Consider the following 19,660-nt stretch of genomic DNA (forward strand, 5'->3'; position numbering starts at 1 on the left):
CGACGGTGACGTATACCATCAATATCCTGGATACTAACCCGATTGCGGCCAACGATAGTGGCAGTGTGGCCGTGGGGCTGAATGCCCAGACGATCGGTTCGACCAGTCTGCTGGCAAACGACACTGTAGTGGATAGCTCGAGTGCCAACCCAGCCAAGGTGTATTCGGTGACCGGCCTGAATGGTCAAGTTATGGTGCTTGGTGCATCAGGTAGCGTAACGGTGGCGGGTAAATATGGCGATCTGACCGTGAACGCTGATGGTAACTACACCTATACCAGCAAGCTGGATACCGATGTGCAGGCGGTTGAAGGTGGCGCGGCGGTGAAATCTGCCTTTGCTGTATATGGCTTCCAGAATAACTCGCTGCCGCTGAATGGCACCTCACTGAATTTGACCGGCCTGACCGATAGCGCAACGGCACTCGTGGATGTTCGTACCAGCGGCAACAATGCCAAGCCTGGTATTGGCGTCTCCCAGAGTGGTAGCGGTACGAACGATATCGGTAGTGGCGAAGCGCTGGTGATAGGGCTTAAGGCGCTATCCAATTTTGCTCAGATAGGTATCAACGAGCTTAATAGCGGACAGGGCAGCGCAAGTTGGAAAGCCTATGATGCGAATGGTGTGTTGGTCGGCTCCGGTACCTTGCTATCGTCTTCCAATAATGGAAGTTTGCAATCGTTCAATATCTCGACAAATACCCCTTTCCAGTATCTGGTGTTGGGCTATAGCGGTAACCAGAACGGTTATGTCATTGACTCGATCAAGTACACGCCAGCTGTTGGTGCTGTGACAGAAGAGTTTGCTTATACCGTTAAAGATAACGATGGCGACGTGTCAAATTCGGCGGTGCTGACCCTGAATGGCAATGTGCCAACGACCGTAGCTCCAACTATGTTGATGGGGATCGAGGATACGGATGTCGCCCTGACATGGGCGTCGTTCGGGATCTCGGATAATGCGTCTACCGTCCGGATTTCTGGTAATCAGGATGGCACCGGCATCATCAAATATCTTGATTCGACAGGGCAATACAAGGTGCTGGGCCAGAACGAAACCAAAATTTTCAGCAAGGTTGATATCGACAGCGGTAAGGTGAAATTTGACCCAGCTGACAATATGTCTGGGGCGGACATCTATGGCCCTGGCCAAGGTTTGGGCAACAAAGGCAACGACCTTACGACAATCAGATTCGATGTGTTGCAGGGCGCTGATGCGATTGCTACCGGCAAGAGTGTTGTGGTGGATCTGACTCCGGTGGCCGACAAGCCGTTGTTGTCGTTGTCCGGTTTCCAGAGTTTGGCTGCGATCAATTTTGAAGATGTCAAACTGGGTTCGGCAACCTGGAGCGACAACATTGACCTGAACACCGTACAAGGCGCAGGAACCATTGGTATCTGGAAAACGGCTGATGGTGGAAACCGTATCGAGGTTGGCAAAGAATCGGTTTATGTGGGTGGTGGTAGCAGTAACAATCAGGTGATGGAGATCGAAGGAAAATCGGGAGTGAAGACGCTTTATGCTGACTTCAACTGTGAAGGGGGGCGTTTCTACCAGTTGGGGTTCGATATTGCTGCGCGTACCAGTTCGATATCTTCCAGTGCGTTGACGGTCAAGTTCGTTCAGCTGGATGTCAATGGTGTGCCGGTTGGCGGTACTGAGCGCGTGTTGTACAACTTTAATCCGACAGATGACAGTTGGAAGCTGAATCAACTCGTGGGTCTGCCAGTAGACACCACAGCAAAATACCGCCTGATATTCGAGTCGAATGATTCTGATTCGTACGGTGCAATTCTGGATAACATCAAGTTCCAGGCGGTGGACAATAAAGGTTACGAAGACTCATTCATCAAGCTCAGTGCCATCAACTCCGCCCTCGTGGACATTGACGGTTCCGAAACCCTGACGGTCGAGATTAGTGGTCTGCCGAAGGATGCCGTGTTGAAAGATGCGGCTAACCACAGTATTACCGTGGATGCTACTGGTAAGGCTTTGGTTAGTGGCTGGAGTCTGTCGACATTGCAATTGAAGGTGAATGACCCGGGTAACTACAATCTGGTGGTCAAAGCAACGGCAACCGAAGTGACCTCCACTGGCAAGGTGTTGGATACCGTTTACAGTGAGGTTTTCCTGCCGGTTCAGGTACTGGCTGCCAACGTGGCCCCGGTGATTACTGCTGCGTCGGTTGCCGTCTCCGAAGAAGGCTTGGCCAGTGGCTTAGTGGATACCACCGACTTCCGTGGTCAAAGTACGAATCTGGATAGTACAAATGACATCTCGGTTTCTGGCAAGTTGGCAATCAGTGATGCTAATGGCGATACCATCCAATCAGTTAAACTGGTCGCGCCGACAGAGAGCTTCACTTCCGGTGGTAGCCCGATCAAGTGGAGTGTCTCGACTGATGGCCTGATGTTGACTGGTAAGGTGGGTGATAACGGCCCGACTGCCGTGACGGTCACCATCGACAAGCAGGGCAATTACAACGTCAATCTGTTCAAGCCGCTGGATCATGTCAATGCAGACAACGTGGAAGGGCGCCTGGCGATCAATGTCGGAGTAGAAGTCAGCGATGGCAAGGCAATCGGTAAAGGAACTTTGACCATCCAGGTTGAAGATGATAGCCCCGTTGTGGTCACACCTCAGACGGCGCATATAGAGGGAGCCGGTATTCAGACCAATCTGATGTTGATCGTCGATGTGTCCGGTTCCATGAATGATGGCTCAGGTGTGCCGGGTAAAACTAGACTCGACATCGCAAAGGAGTCTTTGCTCTCTCTATTGAATACCTACGATAGCCTTGGCACAACCAAAGTACGCATCGTTACTTTTAGTAATGATGGCGACGATATAGGTGAGCGCTGGATGACTGTAAGCGCAGCTAAGAATTACATCTGGTCCTTGCGTGCCGATGGAGGTACCAACTATATGGGGGCTATTGAGGAAAGTATTAGTGCTTTTGCTGACCCCGGTAAGCTGGTAGGTCAAGGTGTGCAAAATATCAGCTATTTCTTGTCTGATGGAGAACCTTGGAATAGTTATGGAGTGCCGGAGGAACAGTGGATTAACTTCCTAAAGGCAAATGATATAAAAAGTTACTCTTTGGGGATGGGCTCCCAAGTTAGCCAGTCTGCTCTCGACTTAGCTGCCTATGATGGTGTGAGCGAGAAGAATACCGATGCCATCGTCGTGACAGATATGAGCAAGCTGGAGCAGGTCATCAGTGGCACGGCTCAGCGCAGCGTCAGCGGAGATCTCTTTGGTCAGGTTGGTACGGGGACTGGTGCCGATGGCGGTGCCATCCGCACGGTACGTATTGATGGTCACATCTACGCCATCGAGAATGGGCGTCTTGTCAGCGGTGCCGATCAGGGGGGGCGTTATGATGCGCAGAGCCAGCAGTTGGTGATTACCCTTGGCAATGGCGACAAGTTGACAATTGGTTTGGTGACCGGTGAATACCTTTACCAAACCTCTCAACATGGAGCCCAGAGCAAGAGTATTGGCTTTGAGCTTGTTGATGCTGATGGAGACAGAGCAACAGGCTCTTTGAACCTGACAATAGATTCATCCGATAACGGAAGAACTTTCGCAGGCAACGATGGTGATGATCATCTGACAGTGCTAAATGCCAGCCAAGTGCATATCGCCTTGGGTGGCGTGCATGGTGGTGGTCCTCAGGTCATGCTCGAACAGAATATTGATACTCGTTCTGGAGTGACTCTCTATGGTGGACAGGGGTATGACCATCTGACGGGAGGCCAGGGGGAAGATATTCTGATTGGTGGAACGAATGGTCACGGATCTTCTGGTCCGATCAACGTAGATGGCAAGCTCTACTACGGGGATGTACTGACTGGAGGGGATGGTGCCGATACCTTCCTCTGGCAACAGGGTGATGCTCTTGAACAAGGCGCTGTCGGTGGTAATACGCCTTCCCACGTCATTGACTACATAACGGATTTCCATGTGGGCCATCAAAGTACTACCACAGGTTATGGTGATAGTTATGGACGTTATGGTTGGTACAAGGAAAATCAGTTCAAAGATGTCGATATTGCGAAGTCAGATAAGCTGGATCTGTCCGATTTGCTTGATCACGATGGAACCAAGCAGGAAGCTGATTTAACAAAGCTGCTTTCTGTGTTCGAATCCGGAACTGATGTACATATCCAGGTTCGAGCTTCTGAGGGAAGTTCAGTTGTGAGTCAGGAGATCGTACTTTTGAACACAACGTTCGAAAGCATTACTGGGGATTCGAATCAAGTTTATGATTCTTCAACCTCTAGTGCATCAGAACAGGTAATCAACTATATGTTGCAAAACCACTTGCTCGATATCGATAAATAAGCTCGGTAGCGGGCAATAAAAAGCGGCAGAGCAATCTGCCGCTTTTTTATATCTCGATGCCGGGAATATCAGTTGCCGAGGGTGGCAAACAGACTCTGCTCCAGAGAACCGCGGGAGACGCAGACCGGTTTGATGGAAGGGGCCGCTACCCGCTCGCCTGAGGATTCAACGAAGAACAGCTCGGTGTTGCCCTTGACGTTGACGGTCGCCACGCTGCTATTGCCGCTTTGGGTGATGATCAGGTTGATCTGCAAGTTCGGGTTGCCCAGTGCAACTTTGGAACCCATGGTACCGCAATCGAGCCACTCCAGCCCATCGGCTGACTGGTTGACGTTGGCGGTCATCAGGCCGGCACCACGCTGGCTATTTTCGATGGTGAGGCCGTGATCAGTGAACCACTTCTCGGCACGTGCCCACACCAGATCTACCGGGATCGCCATCTCCTGAGTGTTGTTGGTAGCCTTGGCAATCGGCGGGTTGTAGCGATACTCTTCACCGCCGTTATTGTCACCCGCACAACCAGCCAGCAGCAGCGCCAGCGCACTTCCCATTATTTTTTTCATTGTGTCTCTCTCGTCCATATCACCTGGCCATAGGCCAACCGGCACCTATTATCGCCGGAGCGACAACCTCTGTCAGCAAGCATCCTGAAACGGATGTCATGGGAGGGGATCGGGGCGCTTTACAAAATAGGTTTGCTATCATAGATTTGCTCGAAATTCCTCCATAAGCGCCGCCGTGACCCACATGTTCACTCCAGATCTGCTGCAGCAGATCATCGACCAATTGCCTATGAGTATCTTTTGTCGGGATAGCCATGGGCGCTATCTGTTCGCCAATCGGATGTTTGTGCTTGAGGCGCAAATGGCATCCTCTGCCGAGGTGGTCGGCAAGACGGATGCGGATATGCCTTGGGGAGATGTCTTTCGCGGCGAGGATGAGCAGGTGCTGGCAGGTAGAGTCCCCTTGCTCTATCAGCAGTTGCACTGCAAGAGTGGCGGCAATACCTGTTGGGTCGAGATCCACAAGGTGCCGCTTTATAACCCCCAGGGAGAGGCATATGCAGTGTTTGGGGTGGTCAACGAAATTGCCCAGCGTAAAAACCTCGAACAGACAGTCAAACAGCAGCAGCTACTGCAGCGTTTTTTGCTCGATGCCATTCCTGATCTGATCCGTTTTGATGATCACGATGGCGTGTTGCTGGAGTGCAATCAGGCATTCCTCGACTTTATCGGTCAGGGGGTGGATGAGGTGCTTGGTCAGCAGCTGCCGTTCCGGCTGGCAGCGCCGCAGGGGATGGGTAATGGCGAGTGTTGTCTGCTGGATGCCAGAGGGCAGGGGCGGCACATGGAGATCACCCGGGTCGATGTGCCTGATGGTGATGGCCACTCCCTCGGGGTCTTGACGCTGGGCCGTGATATCACCGGCCTGCGAACCACTCAGGCCCAGTTGCAACAGGAGCAGCACTACGACAGCCTGACCGGGCTGCTCAAACTCTCTCGTTTCTTGCTGACCTGCCGTCATCTGGGGGGACGCAACGCCACCCTGGTGCTGGTCGATCTGCACCATTTTCGCGAGATCAATGATCGCTTCGGGATCCGGATTGCCGATCGCCTGCTCAGCCAGGTTGCCAAGCGGTTGCAGCAGTTGGTTCCACCGCGCTCTCTGCTTTGCCGGGTGGCTGCCGATGATTTCAGTCTGTTACTGCCAGACTTGAATGAACCGCTTCAAGACTGGAGCCAGCATCTGCAGCAGCAGTTGATGGAGCACTATCAGGTGGAAGAGCATCGTATCCAGATCCCGGTATTTTTGGGGCTGGCGCAGGGGAAGGCAAGCGATGCCGAACGGTTGCTCAGCCATGCCGAGGCGGCGCTGGCCCAGGGCAAGCGGCAGCAGCAGTACTGCACTTTGTTTGATCCCGCGCTGCATGCCCGGCTCAAGCGGCGTCAGCTGATCACCGCCCAGTTGCCGCTGGCCATCAAGTCCGCCCAGTTGGTTGCCGTCTATCAGCCCATCATCTGTACTCGCACTCACCGGCTGCATGGTGCCGAGTTGCTTTGCCGCTGGCCTCATCCAGAGCTTGGGATGATCTCCCCCGAGGAGTTTATTCCGCTTGCGGAAGAGATGGGGGTGATTGGTCAGCTGGGTCAGCTGATGCTGGAGCAGGGTTGTGCCCAGTTGGCGCAGTGGCAAAACATCCAGCCAGAGATGGTGCTCTCCATCAATCTCTCTCCTTTGCAGTTTCGCGATCCGGCGCTTTGTGAGCGGGTATCCGCTTGTATCGCCCTGCATGGGCTCAAGGCTAGTCAGCTGGAGCTGGAGATCACCGAGGGGGTATTGATGGAAAATGCCGACGAGATTGAGACCAATCTCGACAACCTGATCGCCGCGGGTTTTCAGCTGGCCATCGATGATTTCGGTACCGGTTACTGCTCGCTGGCCTATCTGCCACGTTTGCAGGTGGCGACTCTAAAGCTGGATCGCAGCTTCACGCAGGGGCTGGCGAGCAATACAGCGACCACCGCCATCGTGCGTTCGGTGATCGGTCTGGGCCACGAGTTGGGGATCTGCATCACTGCCGAAGGGGTGGAGACGCCAGAGCAGCAGCAGTGGCTGACCGAGGCGGGCTGTGATCGGTTGCAGGGCTATCTGTTTAGCCGCCCGCTGCCACCTGCCGAGTTTGCAGCCAGTTATCTGGAGTGAGAGGTTCGCCGTGATGAGGTGTGCAACCTCAAGGGTGAAAAACAATGAGGCCACCGATAAGGTGGCCTCATTGTTTATTGCAGCAGCGGATCAATCCTGGAAGTAGGTGCCCCAGCCATCGTAATCCACCCCGTATTTTTCGAGGATAGGCAGCATCTTGGCGATATCGGCAACGATAGCATCGACATTCAGCTTGCACTCGATGGTGGCGTCGAAGCAGAAGATAGTTGCGCCGTCATCCAGCTCCATCTCTTCGGCATCAGTCACTTCAAAACCAGCCTTGAACAGGTCAACCGCGGCTTTTTCCAGACGGTCGAAGTCCTGGCAGGCGAAGTGGTGCTCAATTTCGTAATCTGCTTCAGGATTGCTACCATCGGCCAGCAGTTCGTTAACGATCTCGGCGGCTTCGTCGCGCCACTCTTGCATATTCAGACTCATGTTGCCTCCAGGCGGTATCATTGCGGCAAAGCATACTCGCAGAGTGGATTTGGCTCAATGCGGCTGAGCGACGGAGCTGCTATTTTCCATGAGATTGGCAGCGTATATATGCCGCGCAACCACAGCTAAGGCTGTGAAATGATAAGGTTTTGGTGAATAAATGGCCTTGACGTTCAGTTGTTGAGCGAACGCATTTTTTATCGTGGCATCTTGTTGACACCGTACCGCAGAAAGGGTTTAATGCGCGCCGTTGCCCAGATAGCTCAGTCGGTAGAGCAGGGGATTGAAAATCCCCGTGTCGGCGGTTCGATTCCGTCTCTGGGCACCAAAATTCCTCCTTAGTTCAGTCGGTAGAACGGCGGACTGTTAATCCGTATGTCACTGGTTCAAGTCCAGTAGGAGGAGCCAAATTCGAAAAGCCCGCTCAATCGAGCGGGCTTTTTTTCATCTGTTAATTCCCGTTGCAGGCAGCTAAAAACAGGGTCGCCCCGCAGGTGGCGCTGAACAGCAACATACCTGTTTGCAACATGCTGCCTGGGCATGCTTTTTTCTCTCTCTTTCTGGCCCTGACCCACTTTGGCTTCATCACATTCCCTTATCCGTTTTATGGCCTGAACACCTGAACTCCTGTTCAGGCAGGCCATCTTTGTTGAATGGCTGCATGGCGTCAATATCTCCCGAGAACAATTAATTCAGCAGCCGCGAACCGCAGTTTGTCAGGCCCCATATTGGTGTTTAAACCATTGTTGATATTTTGAAAAACCGGAGTGACCCCGCTTTTGGCCAAGGTTATGATGGGGTGAGAGATGTTCCCATCCTGACGGAGAGATCCCTGATGAACAGCCCCTTGCGCTATGTACTGGACGGCATCCACTGCGAGCCGCACTTTTTTACCGTCCCCCTTGATCATGATGATCCGGATGGTGACAGCATCACCCTGTTTGCCCGTACCCTCTGTCGCAAAGACAAGCTCGATGAGTCGCTGCCCTGGCTGCTGTTTTTACAAGGGGGGCCGGGGTTTGGCGCGCCGCGTCCGACCGTCAACAGTGGCTGGCTCAAGCGGGCGTTGCAGGAGTTCAGAGTATTGCTGCTCGATCAGCGTGGCACCGGCATGTCGAGCCCCATTCACGCCCATGCGCTGGCCAAGATGACCCCCGTTGAGCAGGCGGATTACCTCAGCCACTTTCGCGCCGACAGCATAGTGCAGGATGCCGAGTTCATTCGACAGGAGCTCAGCCCCAAGCATCGCTGGAGCCTGTTGGGTCAGAGCTTTGGCGGGTTCTGCTGCCTCACCTATCTCTCGCTCTATCCCGACAGTTTACGGGAGGTCTATATCACCGGCGGTATTGCTCCCATCGGTCGCAGCGCAGAAGAGGTTTATCGCGCTACCTATCAGCGAGTGGCAGACAAGAATCGCGCCTTCTTCGCCCGTTTTCCCCACGCCCAGGCCATCGCTAACCGGCTGGCCAACCACCTCCACCTGCATGATGTACGGCTGCCCAACGGACAGCGGCTGACGGTGGAGCAGCTGCAGCAGCAAGGGCTGGATCTGGGGGCCAGCGGTGCATTTGATGATCTTTACTATCTGCTGGAGGGGGCATTTATGGGCGACAAGCTGAACCCGGCCTTCCTTTATCAGGTGCAGAGCATGCAGCCATTCAATACCAACCCGCTGTTTGCCATCCTGCACGAGGCCATCTACGCCGAAGGAGAGGCAACCCGCTGGGCCGCGGCGCGGGTCAGAGGGGAGTTCCCGGCGCTGAACTGGGCGGCGGGCAAGGATTTTGCCTTCACCGGCGAGATGATCTTCCCCTGGATGTTCGAGCAGTTCCGCGAGTTGCTGCCTCTCAAGGAGGCGGCTCATCTGCTGGCCAACAAGGCGGACTGGGGTGCGCTCTATGACCCTGCCCAACTTGCGCGCAACAAGGTACCGGTGGCCTGCGCCGTCTATGCCGAGGATATGTATGTGGAGTTTGACTACAGCCGGGAAACCCTGCGGGGCCTTGGCTGCAGCCGCGCCTGGATCACCAATGAATATGAGCACAACGGCTTGCGTGCCGATGGTGAGGTGGTGCTCGATCGACTGATTGCCCTGAACCGGGATCGCTGAGGCTCGGCGCGAATGTACCAGGCAGAGGCTGTGGTCATGAGATGACAGCCCTTTGCCATTGGGCGCACACCATCTGGCGGGTAGCCACAATCGACGATAAACATGATCGGGGATGAAATGAGAAGAGGCGGCCGATTGGCCGCCTCTTGCGTTATTACAGACCGATGGGCGTTAAGCCTTACAGCTGCTCGATACCTGCGATATGCCAAGGTGCATTATCTTTGGCCAGATTACGCTCGAGGTGCCATACCTCTTTGATGTCATCCTCGACCTGCTCCTGGCGGTCCATGTAGCGGCCGCTGAAGCGTACGCTCACCTGGGCCCAGTCGCTGCCATAGTCAGCACGTACCAGCTGGGTATCCACATACATCACTTCGGTATGCTGGTCGCCAGTCAGTTCGGCGCGCTCGGCTTTGAGCTGTTCAAACAGCTCCGGGCTCACGTACTCGCGTACTTTTTCCAGATCGTTCTTGTTCCATGCTTCTTGCAGGGTGCGATAGTGATCGCGGGCCCCGGCCAAAAAGCCGTTCATGTCAAAGCCGGGCGGCAAGCGGAACGGCACATCGCTGTCAGCAAAGCCGGTGGCTTGCGGTGCGCTGTTGCTCTGCTCGAACTGCTGCGGGGCAGCGGATTGCGGTGGTTGATAACCCGCATAGGCTGCCTGTTGTGGCTGTGGCGTCGCGACCTTGCCCCGGCGCAAGGCGCGCAGCAGGAACACGGCACCCAGCGCCAGTGCGGCGATCAGCAGCATATCCATACCTTGCAGACCTTCAAAGGCACCGCTGCCCAGCAGGTAGGCAAACAGACCACCGGCCAACAGGCCACCCAGCAGGCCACCCATCATGCCGCTCTTTTTCGGCGGAGTTTGGGCGCCCAGGGTCGGATTCTTGTTGTCGACCGGTTTGGCCGCAGGTTGGGCCGGCGCAGTTTTGTAACTTTTACCAAAGGATTTGCCGCCACCAAATTTCTTGGCTTCGGCGTGAGGTGCCCCCAGGCCAATGGCCAGGATCATGGCAAACAGGGTCAGCATCTTTTTCATTTTGACTCTTTTCACTCTCGTCTGTGGGTGGGGCATGCTCTGCTTTGGCAAGCTCAGCAAGGCGCATTGCAGGCTGCCTGTCCCTAAATGTGTCGCAGCCTGTATTGATCAATATCACCATTGGCATGAATTATTCATGAACGAGATCGTTTGGGGTTGGCGTCAACGATAGGGAACACGCAGCATGAAAAACAGACGATTGAGTCGCAAGGCGCGCAAAATGCGTAGCAAAATCAAAACCGCTAAAGAGGAACAAGCCCTCATTTGGCCCTTTATGATGGTATGAGCCGCCAGATAGGGCTCGCCGTCTCTGGCTTTCTTTTGTAAAATTCCCGTCCCCTTCCCGCTGCGGTTTTTATGTGTATGGCAGAGCAAGTGACGGCGAAAAAAGACGCCAAGACACAACAGCTGAAAGTTCCTCCCCACTCTTTTGAGGCCGAGCAGTCCGTTCTGGGCGGTTTGATGCTGGATAACGACGCCTGGGATCGGGTCGCAGAGCGGGTGATCGACAAGGATTTCTACAGCCGTCCGCACCGGTTGATCTTCCAGGCCATGACTCGCCTCTCCAATGTGGGCAACCCCATTGATCTCATCACTCTGCAGGAGGAGCTGGAGCGATCCGAACAGCTGGAGGAGTCAGGTGGCTTCGCCTATCTGGTGGAGATCGCCAAGAACACCCCGAGCGCTGCCAATATCAACGCTTACGCCGAGATCGTGCGTGAGCGGGCGGTAGTGCGGGAGATGATCTCGGTCGCCAACGAGATAGTCGAAGCGGGCTACGAGCCCCAAGGGCGCACCTCAGGTGACCTGCTCGACCTGGCCGAGAGCAAGGTATTCAAGATTGCCGAGCAGCGCACCAGCGCCAATGAAGGGCCCCAGCCCCTCAAGGTCATTCTCGAGCAGACCGTCGACAAGATTGAAGAGCTGTTCAAGACCCCCCACAATGGCGTGACCGGGGTGTCGAGCGGTTACGGCGATCTCGACAAGATGACCGCCGGTTTGCAACGTTCGGATTTGATTATCGTGGCGGCCCGTCCCTCCATGGGCAAGACCACTTTTGCCATGAACCTGTGCGAACATGCGGCCCTCACCGCCGACAAACCAGTGCTCATCTTCTCGCTGGAGATGCCCTCCGAGCAGATCATCATGCGTATGCTCGCCTCGGTCGGTCGTATCGATCAGACCAAGGTGCGGACCGGTCAACTCGATGATGAGGATTGGGGGCGGCTCTCGTCCACCATGGGCTTGCTGCTCGAGAAGGGCAAGATGTATATCGATGACGCCTCCGGCCTCACCCCGACCGATGTGCGCTCCCGCGCCCGCCGGATTGCCCGTGAGCACGGTGGCCTCTCGATGATCATGATCGACTACTTGCAGCTGATGCGAGTCCCTGCATTGTCTGATAACCGGACGCTGGAGATCGGCGAGATCTCCCGCTCCCTCAAGGCCTTGGCGAAAGAGCTGCAGTGCCCGGTGGTGGCGCTCTCCCAGCTGAACCGAAGTCTGGAACAGCGGGCCGACAAGCGTCCGGTCAACTCGGATCTTCGTGAATCGGGCTCCATCGAGCAAGATGCGGATTTGATCATGTTTATCTATCGTGATGAGGTTTATCACGATGACAGTCCTGACAAGGGGATTGCCGAGATCATCATCGGCAAGCAGCGTAACGGCCCTATCGGGCGTGTGCGCCTCACCTTTCAGGGTCAGTTCTCCCGGTTCGACAACTATGCCGGCCCGGCGTTTGATGACGATTATTGATAAGTAACAAGTAAGGCAATCCTGATAGTCAGGATTGCCGCCACCGCCCTGACCCGCTTGCCATTCACTGAGAGGCAGCCGGTCAGGGCCTGTTTTCCCGGTTCGACAATTATGCCGGTCCGGCCTTCGACGACGATAAGTGAGTGGCGGTCTTCGGCCCGATGAGGGGGAGACCATTTGTGCCCTCGTAAGGGAAAACCATGAAAGCGGCTACTGCCCAAATCAACACTGCGGCCTTGCGCCACAACCTCGCCGTGGTCAAGCGCCACGCTCCCGCTTGCAAGATCATCGCTGTGGTCAAGGCCAACGCCTATGGCCACGGACTGCTGCCGGTCGCCCGCACCCTGGTGGATGCGGATGCCTATGCGGTGGCCCGGATCGAAGAGGCGCTGATGCTGCGCTCCTGCGCCGTGGTCAAGCCCATCGTGCTGCTGGAGGGCTTCTTCTCCGCCGACGATCTGCCGGTGCTGGCGGCCAACAACCTGCAGACTGCGGTCCACACCTGGGAGCAGCTCGAAGCGCTGGAGCAGGTCGAGTTGCCAGCCCCCGTTGTGGCCTGGCTCAAGCTCGACACCGGCATGCACCGCCTCGGGGTGCGCGCCGACGAGATGCCTGCTTTTATCGAACGACTCGGCAAGTGCAAGAACGTGGTACAGCCGTTCAACATCATGACCCACTTCAGCCGCTCCGATGAGCTGGAGCAGCCCACCACCCGCGAGCAGATTGATCTCTTTAGCCGCCTGACGGCGCCGCTGGCAGGCGAGCGGGCCATGGCCAACTCGGCGGGTATTCTGGCCTGGCCGGACTCCCACTGCGACTGGGTTCGCCCCGGCGTCATCCTCTACGGCGTATCTCCGTTCCCCAACACTGTGGCGGCCGATTATGACCTGCAGCCGGTGATGACCCTCAAGACACAACTGATTGCGGTACGGGATCACAAGGCGGGCGAGCCGGTGGGCTATGGCGCTAACTGGGTGGCGGATCGCGATACCCGGCTCGGGGTGATCGCCATCGGCTACGGTGACGGCTATCCGCGCATGGCGCCCAATGGTACTTCCGTGCTGATCAACGGTCGCATCGTGCCGCTGGTGGGGCGTGTCTCCATGGATATGAGCACGGTCGATCTCGGGCCTGGCGCCACCGACAAGGCCGGTGACGAGGCGGTGCTGTGGGGCGAGGGGCTGCCGGTGGAGCGGGTGGCCGACGAGATTGGCACCATCCCCTACGAGCTCATCACCAAGCTCACCTCCCGCGTCTTTATGGAATACGTCTGATGTGGCAGCAGTGCCTGTTGACCCTGAAGCCCCGTTCGCGGGGCTTTCATCTGGTGACGGACGAGCTGGTGCCCAAGCTGCCGATGCTGGCGGATTACCGGATCGGCATGGCGCACCTGCTGCTGCAACACACCTCCGCCTCGCTCACCCTCAACGAGAATTGCGATCCCAGCGTGCGCAGCGATATGGAGGCCCATCTGCATCGGCTGGCGCCGGCAGATGCCCCCTACTATCGCCACACCTATGAGGGGCCGGATGACATGCCCGCCCATATCAAATCCTCCCTGCTCGGGGTGAGCCTGCTGCTGCCGATCCGCGATGGTCAGCTGGCGCTCGGCACCTGGCAGGGGATCTGGCTTGGCGAGCATCGTGTCGATGGCGGTGCCCGCAAGGTGCTGGTGACTCTGCAGGGGGAGTAGTCAGGTCGGTATTGAGTCAAAAGAACAAGATAAAAAGAGGGATGGCGCCGAGCCATCCCTCTGTCGTTTCTACAGGGTTGTGCGTTACCCGCTTGCCAGTGGTGCGGTGCTCTTCGTGGCTCAGCCGACCTTGAAGGGGGTCAGCTCGGCCAAGGGGCTCGCGTCCATAAAGGCTTGCGGCTCCTGGCCGTGTTTGAAGATCTTGAAGTCCTGATCGCGGGCGCTCCAGTACTCGATGGTGTCACCACTGATCTGCAGCAGGCTCGCTTCGCGCAGGGCCACCACATATTCGCTCTGGTTGATGGCGCAGAATTCCGCCAGACGCTCGTCGCGGGTCTCGCCCATGTGGCCGCTGATGCTGGCGTCCAGATAGTGCGGGTTGATCTGCAGCGGGAACAGGCCCAGCGCAGGCAGCACGGCGGCGTTGCAGACCGGCATGTCGTTGGTGGTGCGGATGCTCGGGGTCGCCACGTTGCAACCGGCGCTCCAGCCCACATAGGGGACGCCACGTTCGCGCACGGCACGCTGGATCGGCACGATCAGGCCATTTTCGTGCAGCAGCTGGTTGAGGCGCCAGGTGTTGCCACCGCTGATAAAGATGGCGTCGGCCTGATTGACGGCATCGACCGGATCGTCGAAGTGATGAATGCTGATGGTCTCGATCCCGAGGCTCTCGGTGAGATCATTGGCGCGGGCATCCCAGTCGCTGCGGATCACCGCGTAGGGGATAAGCAGAATGCGTTTGACCGGTTTGCGGGCCAGCAGGCTCTGAACCCGGTCGCGGGCCCAGCCGAGCAGACCCGGAAATTCGTTGGCTTTACCATTGCTTAGCAGAAGCAGTTCCATCAAATCGTTCCTCAAAAAGTGAAAGCGGAGGAGGGAGGGCCACCGGATCCGCCGTGCGGCCGGATGGCAAGAGGGGGCATGCTACCACCATTGGCGCGGCGGTTCTGTGATCGGGGGGCCCATTCAACCGCTATGGATGGGTGATGTCATGCCAAGCGGTGGATTAATGAGCCGTGGTCAACGCGCCACCCCTTGCCAATAAAAGACCCCGCCGCAGCGGGGTCATGTCAGGGGTAAAGCCACTCGCCCATCAGGAGGCGGTCGCTTCAACCACCTTGTAGGAGGGCTGCTGACGCAGCTTCCACAGCTCGCTCCATTTGCGCAGGGCGGAGAGCAGGATCAGCATTCCCAGCACCAGCATGATGAGGGAGATGATGCCGTTCATCGGGTTGTAACCCTTGGCCGCCGAGTTGAAGTAGACGTTGCTCATCATCCAGTAACCGGCGTAGTTGACGGTGACGAACAGGTAGGCCAGCGGGATGAGGCAGGTCAGCATGTAGCGGCGCTTGCTGGCCAGTCGCAAGATGATGGTGGCACCTATGATCAGGCCCACCGAGGCCATCAGCTGGTTCGATACCCCGAACAGCGCCCACACAGATCCGATATCACCGGACATCAGCAGATACCCCCACATCACGCAGGCGAGCACGCTGGCCCCGATGGCGCCCGGCATCCAGTCGATGCGCTTGAGGGGCGGGTAGAACTCGCCGAAGAAGTCCTGAATGAGGTAGCGGGAGACCCGGGTGCCGGAGTCGACAGCCGTCAGGATAAAGACCGCTTCAAACATCACCACGAACTGGAAGAAGTAGGAGGCGAGGTTACTGAACCAGGGCACCTTGGTGAAGATGTAGGACATGCCCACCGCCAGGGTGACGGCGCCACCGGTGCGACCGTTCAGATCCATGCCGATTTCTTGGGAGAGGAACGGCAGATCCACCACCTGCATCCCCAGTTTGGCGAAGGCCTCCGGGGTGGCGTTGATGGCGAAGTAGTCAGCCGGATGCAGGGCGGTGGCGGCGATCAGCGCCATCACGCCCACCACGCACTCGGCCAGCATGGCACCGAAGGCGACCGGCAGAATGTCATTCCACTTGTCCACCAGTTTCGGGGTGGTGCCTGAGCCGATAAAGGCGTGGAAGCCGGAGATGGCGCCACAGGCGATGGTGATGGAGATAAAGGGCCAGACCGGGCCACCCAGTACCGGGCCGCCGCCGTGGACAAACTGGGTCATGGCGGGGAACTGGATCTCCGGGTTGATGCAGATAACGCCGATCACCAGCGCGCCGAATACACCGATCTTCATAAAGCTGGAGATGTAGCCGCGCGGGGTGAGCAGCAGCCAGACCGGCAGCGCAGTGGCAAAGAAGGCGTAGATGGGCAGCGCCAGACTGATGGTCTCGGCCCGCAGGGTCAGCCAGGCACCGAAGGCGCTCTCCTGCACGTAGGGGCCGAAGAAGACGCAGGCCAGCACGGCGGCAAACCCGACCCAGGAGGCGGCTTGCAGGTTGCCGGTCAGCTTGTGCCAAATTCCCACCACCATGGAGATGGGGATGGTCATGAACACCGCGAACACGCCCCAGGCGTTACGCTCCAGCGCGTGCACCACCACCATGGAGAGGCCCGCCATGGTGATGGTGATGATGAACAGCATCGCAAGGCCCGTGCACCAGCCGGCGATGGGGCCAAGCTCTGCCTTGGCCACCTCGGAGAGAGACTTGCCCTGATGCTTCATGGAGGCAAACAGCACGACTGTGTCGTGCACCGCGCCGCCGATAACGCAGCCGATCAGCAGCCAGAGAAAGCTCGGCAGGTAGCCGTACTGGGCCGCCAGCACCGGGCCGACCAGCGGACCGGCAGCAGCGATGGCGGCGAAGTGCTGGCCGAAGTTGACCCACTTGTTGGTCGGCACATAGTTCTTGCCATCTTCCAGCTGGTGGGAGGGGGTGACCAGTTTGTCGTCAGCCTGCAGCACCTTGCGCACAAAGAACATGCCGTAGAGGCGATATGCGATGGCGAGGATGCAGAGGGCCGCAATGACAAAAGTGATTGCGTGTTGCATGGGGGAGTTTCCTTTTCCTGTGGCCAGTCTGGCCGGGCTCAGGCTGCACTCTACTCATGCGGTGGGGAAAGGGGAGCGAAGAAAAGGTCAGTGGCAGAGGGCCGCCCGCGAGTGGCAGAACAGCGACCCCGAGTGGTTTGGCGGGTGTGCCGACGGCCGTGGTCAGCGGGTGAGTGGTCGCTGGCAGAGCAGGAGCGGAGTTAAGCGTCCCGCTCCATCAGGGGATATCGAGCAGCTCTTTGAGAGGTTTGAGGTAGCGGCGGCTCACCGGTACCTTGTGGCCGCCCTGGGTCACCACCTCCGCCAGCCCGCCGTCGAGCAGCAGGATTTCACGGATCTGGCCCGGGTTGAGCAGGTACTGGCGGTGACAGCGCACGAAGCCGGTCTTCTCCTCCAGGGTGCGCAGGGTCAGTTCGGTGGTGCCCTGCTGCTGGCCGCTGATCACCCGGTTACCGGTGAGATCGCTGTGGATGAACTCCACCTCGCCAAGGGGCAGCAGCAGAATGCGGTTGTGGCCGGTGCAGGGGATACTGCGCAGGGGCTGGGCGATGCGGGACGGATCCGGCAGCGGCTGACCGGCCAGCTCACCTTTTGGCGAGAGCAGCCGCTTGATGCGCTCCAGCGCCCGGTTCATCCGCTCACTGGTGACCGGTTTGAGCAGGTAGTCGAGGGCGTTCTCCTCGAACGCGCGCAGGGCAAACTCGTCGTAGGCAGTGATGAAAACGATGTGGGGGCGCAAGTCCGGATCCAGCATGCTCACCAGCTCCAGCCCGTTGATGCGCGGCATCTGGATGTCGAGAAACAGCAGGTCGGGTTTGAGGCGGTGGATGGCGGGCAGCGCCTCCATGGCGTGGGCGCACTCTCCCAGCAGGCGGATATTGCCCGCCTGCTCCAGCAGCAGGCGTAGCTCCTCGCGGGCGAGGGGTTCATCGTCAACGATCAGGGCGGTCAGCATGGGCTCTCCTGCAGGGGAAGGGTGATCCTCACCCGGGTTGATTGATGGGGGACGCAGTCGATGGCGACCCCGTACTCGGCGCCGTAACGGGCCTTGATGCGCCGATCCACTATGTTCATGCCAAGGCCGCTTCCCTCCTGTTTCGTCTGATAGAGCCCGGCGTTATCGCACACCTCCAGCACCACCCGCAGCGCCTCAACCCGGGCGGTCAGGGTCAGCAGGCCGGGTTCGAACATCTGGGAGATGCCGTGCTTGACCGCGTTCTCGACGATGGGTTGCAGGGAGAAGGTAGGCAGCCGGTACTCCAGCAGCGACTCGGGAATGTCGATCTGCACGATCAGGTGCTCGGCGAAGCGGGCCTGCTCGATGTGCAGATAGGCGTTCACATGCTCCAGCTCGTCGGCCAGGGTCACCTCGTCCCCTTGCCGCTTGAGGTTCTTGCGAAAGAAGGTGGAGAGGTTGTGCACCAGGGTGCGGGCGCTCTCGGGATCGCGCCGGATCACCGCCGACAGGGTGTTGAGGGCGTTGAACAGAAAGTGCGGGTTGATCTGCGCCTGCAACAGCTTGATCTCCGACTGGGCCAACAGCCGCTTCTGCTCGTTGTATTTGCCCGCTAGGATCTGGCCGGAGAGCAGCCGGGCGATCCCCTCTCCCAGGGTGCGGTTGATGGAGGAGAAGAACTTGCGTTTGGGTTCGTAGAGCTTGATGGTGCCCACCACGGACCCCTCTTCCCCCCGCAGCGGAATGACCAGCGAGGAGCCGAGTCGGCACTGGGGATGCAGGTTGCAGCTGTAGGGGATGAGGTTGCCATCGGCATAGACCACCTCGTTGTGCTGGATTGCCTTGAAAGTGTGGGCCGAGTTGATGGCGGTGCCCGGCAGGTGGTGATCCTCGCCGATGCCGATAAAGGCGAGCAGCTTCTCCCGATCGGTGATGGCCACCGCGCCCACCCCGGTCTCCTCGTAGAGGATGCGCGCCATCTGCTGACACGCATCCTGGGTGAACCCCTTGTCCAGCACCCGCATCGCCCGCTCGGCAATCTTGAGGGCGCGGGCAGAGAAGGCAACCGAGTACTTCTCCAGCATGGCGCGGTGATCGAGGATCATCCGCATGAACATGGCGGCCCCCAAGGTATTGGCCACCAGCATGGGAGCAATGATGTTCTCGATAAGGTGGATGGCGTCATCGAGGGGGCGGGCCACCAGCAGGATGATGCCCATCTGCATCAGCTCGGCGACCAGGGCCACCGACCCCACCACCCAGGGGCTGAACAGCAGATCGAGCCGGTGGCGGGCGACGAAGTGGCGGTGCACCAGTCCGCCGAGCAGCCCCTCGGCGATGGTGGAGAAGGTGCAGGCCAGCGCGGTAAAGCCTCCCAGCGAGTAGCGATGGATGCCGCCGGTGAGTCCCACCAACAGCCCCACCACCGGGCCGCCGACGATGCCCCCAGCACGGCACCGATGGCACGGGTATTGGCGATGGAGTCCTCTACCCTCAGACCAAAGTAGGTACCCATGACACAGAAGCCGGAGAAGATGAGGTAGCAGAGGATCTTGTGGGGCCAGCTCAGGGTCACCTGAGTGAGCGGCATGAACAGCGGCGTCTTGGAGAGCAGCCAGGCGATCACCAGATAGACGCAGAGCTGCTGGAACAGCGAGATCACCAGAGTGAATTGTTCAAATGCCACGGCTCATTGCCCCGGTAATGGTTGGT

At 57.9% G+C, this 19,660-nt stretch carries 12 protein-coding genes, 2 tRNA genes and 1 pseudogene; 8 read left to right on the forward strand and 7 right to left on the reverse strand.

Going from position 1 to position 19,660, the window contains the following annotated elements; genetic code table 11:
- Positions 1–5 precede the first annotated feature (5 nt).
- Positions 6–4,346, forward strand: a complete 4,341-nt coding sequence (locus CK911_RS00755; RefSeq protein ID WP_157774501.1) for a VWA domain-containing protein — start codon at positions 6–8, stop codon at positions 4,344–4,346.
- Positions 4,347–4,414: 68 nt separating this feature from the next.
- On the opposite strand, the gene CK911_RS00760 is transcribed toward CK911_RS00755, so the two are convergent.
- Positions 4,415–4,909 (reverse strand): hypothetical protein, encoded by a 495-nt coding sequence (locus tag CK911_RS00760; protein WP_068976891.1) that lies wholly within the window; start codon positions 4,907–4,909, stop codon positions 4,415–4,417.
- A 184-nt stretch (positions 4,910–5,093) separates the two neighbouring features.
- Here CK911_RS00760 and CK911_RS00765 point away from each other — a divergent pair, with 184 nt between their 5' ends.
- Positions 5,094–7,049 carry an EAL domain-containing protein gene (locus tag CK911_RS00765; protein ID WP_098968655.1) on the forward strand — a complete coding sequence of 652 codons (1,956 nt, stop codon included), beginning with the start codon at positions 5,094–5,096 and terminating at the stop codon, positions 7,047–7,049.
- A 90-nt stretch (positions 7,050–7,139) separates the two neighbouring features.
- Here CK911_RS00765 and rraB read toward each other — a convergent pair whose 3' ends face one another.
- Complete coding sequence (gene rraB / locus CK911_RS00770; RefSeq protein WP_042021758.1) at positions 7,140–7,475, reverse strand: ribonuclease E inhibitor RraB; 336 nt, start codon at positions 7,473–7,475, stop codon at positions 7,140–7,142.
- A 264-nt stretch (positions 7,476–7,739) separates the two neighbouring features.
- Between rraB and CK911_RS00775 the strand changes: the two genes are divergently transcribed.
- The 3 genes from CK911_RS00775 (at position 7,740) to CK911_RS00790 (ending at position 9,597) form a co-directional block, all read left to right on the forward strand.
- Positions 7,740–7,815: transfer RNA gene (locus CK911_RS00775), tRNA-Phe, on the forward strand.
- A 4-nt stretch (positions 7,816–7,819) separates the two neighbouring features.
- A tRNA-Asn gene (locus tag CK911_RS00780) sits at positions 7,820–7,895 on the forward strand.
- Positions 7,896–8,322: 427 nt separating this feature from the next.
- Entirely contained in the window at positions 8,323–9,597 is a 1,275-nt protein-coding gene (locus CK911_RS00790; protein ID WP_098968657.1) for an alpha/beta hydrolase, read from the forward strand.
- 178 nt (positions 9,598–9,775) lie between these two features.
- On the opposite strand, the gene CK911_RS00795 is transcribed toward CK911_RS00790, so the two are convergent.
- Positions 9,776–10,636: a Tim44 domain-containing protein gene (locus tag CK911_RS00795; protein ID WP_068976889.1), complete on the reverse strand. Its 861-nt coding sequence runs from the start codon at positions 10,634–10,636 to the stop codon at positions 9,776–9,778.
- A 363-nt stretch (positions 10,637–10,999) separates the two neighbouring features.
- Between CK911_RS00795 and dnaB the strand changes: the two genes are divergently transcribed.
- The 3 genes from dnaB (at position 11,000) to CK911_RS00815 (ending at position 14,087) form a co-directional block, all read left to right on the forward strand.
- The gene (gene dnaB, locus CK911_RS00805; protein WP_042021740.1) at positions 11,000–12,394 is read left to right on the forward strand and encodes a replicative DNA helicase; all 1,395 of its coding nucleotides are present in this window, start codon (positions 11,000–11,002) and stop codon (positions 12,392–12,394) included.
- Between the two features lie 200 nt (positions 12,395–12,594).
- Entirely contained in the window at positions 12,595–13,668 is a 1,074-nt protein-coding gene (gene alr / locus CK911_RS00810; RefSeq protein WP_098968659.1) for an alanine racemase, read from the forward strand.
- Positions 13,668–14,087: a secondary thiamine-phosphate synthase enzyme YjbQ gene (locus CK911_RS00815; RefSeq protein ID WP_098968660.1), complete on the forward strand. Its 420-nt coding sequence runs from the start codon at positions 13,668–13,670 to the stop codon at positions 14,085–14,087. The genes alr and CK911_RS00815 overlap by 1 nt, the downstream gene beginning before the upstream one ends.
- 120 nt (positions 14,088–14,207) lie before the next feature.
- Here CK911_RS00815 and pepE read toward each other — a convergent pair whose 3' ends face one another.
- The 4 genes and pseudogenes from pepE to CK911_RS00835 form a co-directional block, all read right to left on the reverse strand.
- Positions 14,208–14,933, reverse strand: coding sequence for a dipeptidase PepE (gene pepE, locus CK911_RS00820; protein WP_098968661.1), 726 nt, complete (start codon positions 14,931–14,933; stop codon positions 14,208–14,210).
- 250 nt (positions 14,934–15,183) lie between these two features.
- On the reverse strand, positions 15,184–16,992 hold the full coding sequence (locus tag CK911_RS00825; RefSeq protein ID WP_098968662.1) for a carbon starvation protein A: 1,809 nt from the start codon (positions 16,990–16,992) through the stop codon (positions 15,184–15,186).
- A 217-nt stretch (positions 16,993–17,209) separates the two neighbouring features.
- Positions 17,210–17,947, reverse strand: a complete 738-nt coding sequence (btsR, locus tag CK911_RS00830; RefSeq protein ID WP_033136215.1) for a two-component system response regulator BtsR — start codon at positions 17,945–17,947, stop codon at positions 17,210–17,212.
- Positions 17,941–19,634, reverse strand: a pseudogene (locus tag CK911_RS00835) (LytS/YhcK type 5TM receptor domain-containing protein). Before CK911_RS00835 ends, btsR begins: the two are co-directional and overlap by 7 nt.
- Positions 19,635–19,660: the final 26 nt, after the last annotated feature.

Origin of the sequence: Aeromonas sp. CU5 (assembly GCF_002586745.1) — a bacterium.
Classification (GTDB): domain Bacteria; phylum Pseudomonadota; class Gammaproteobacteria; order Enterobacterales; family Aeromonadaceae; genus Aeromonas; species Aeromonas sobria.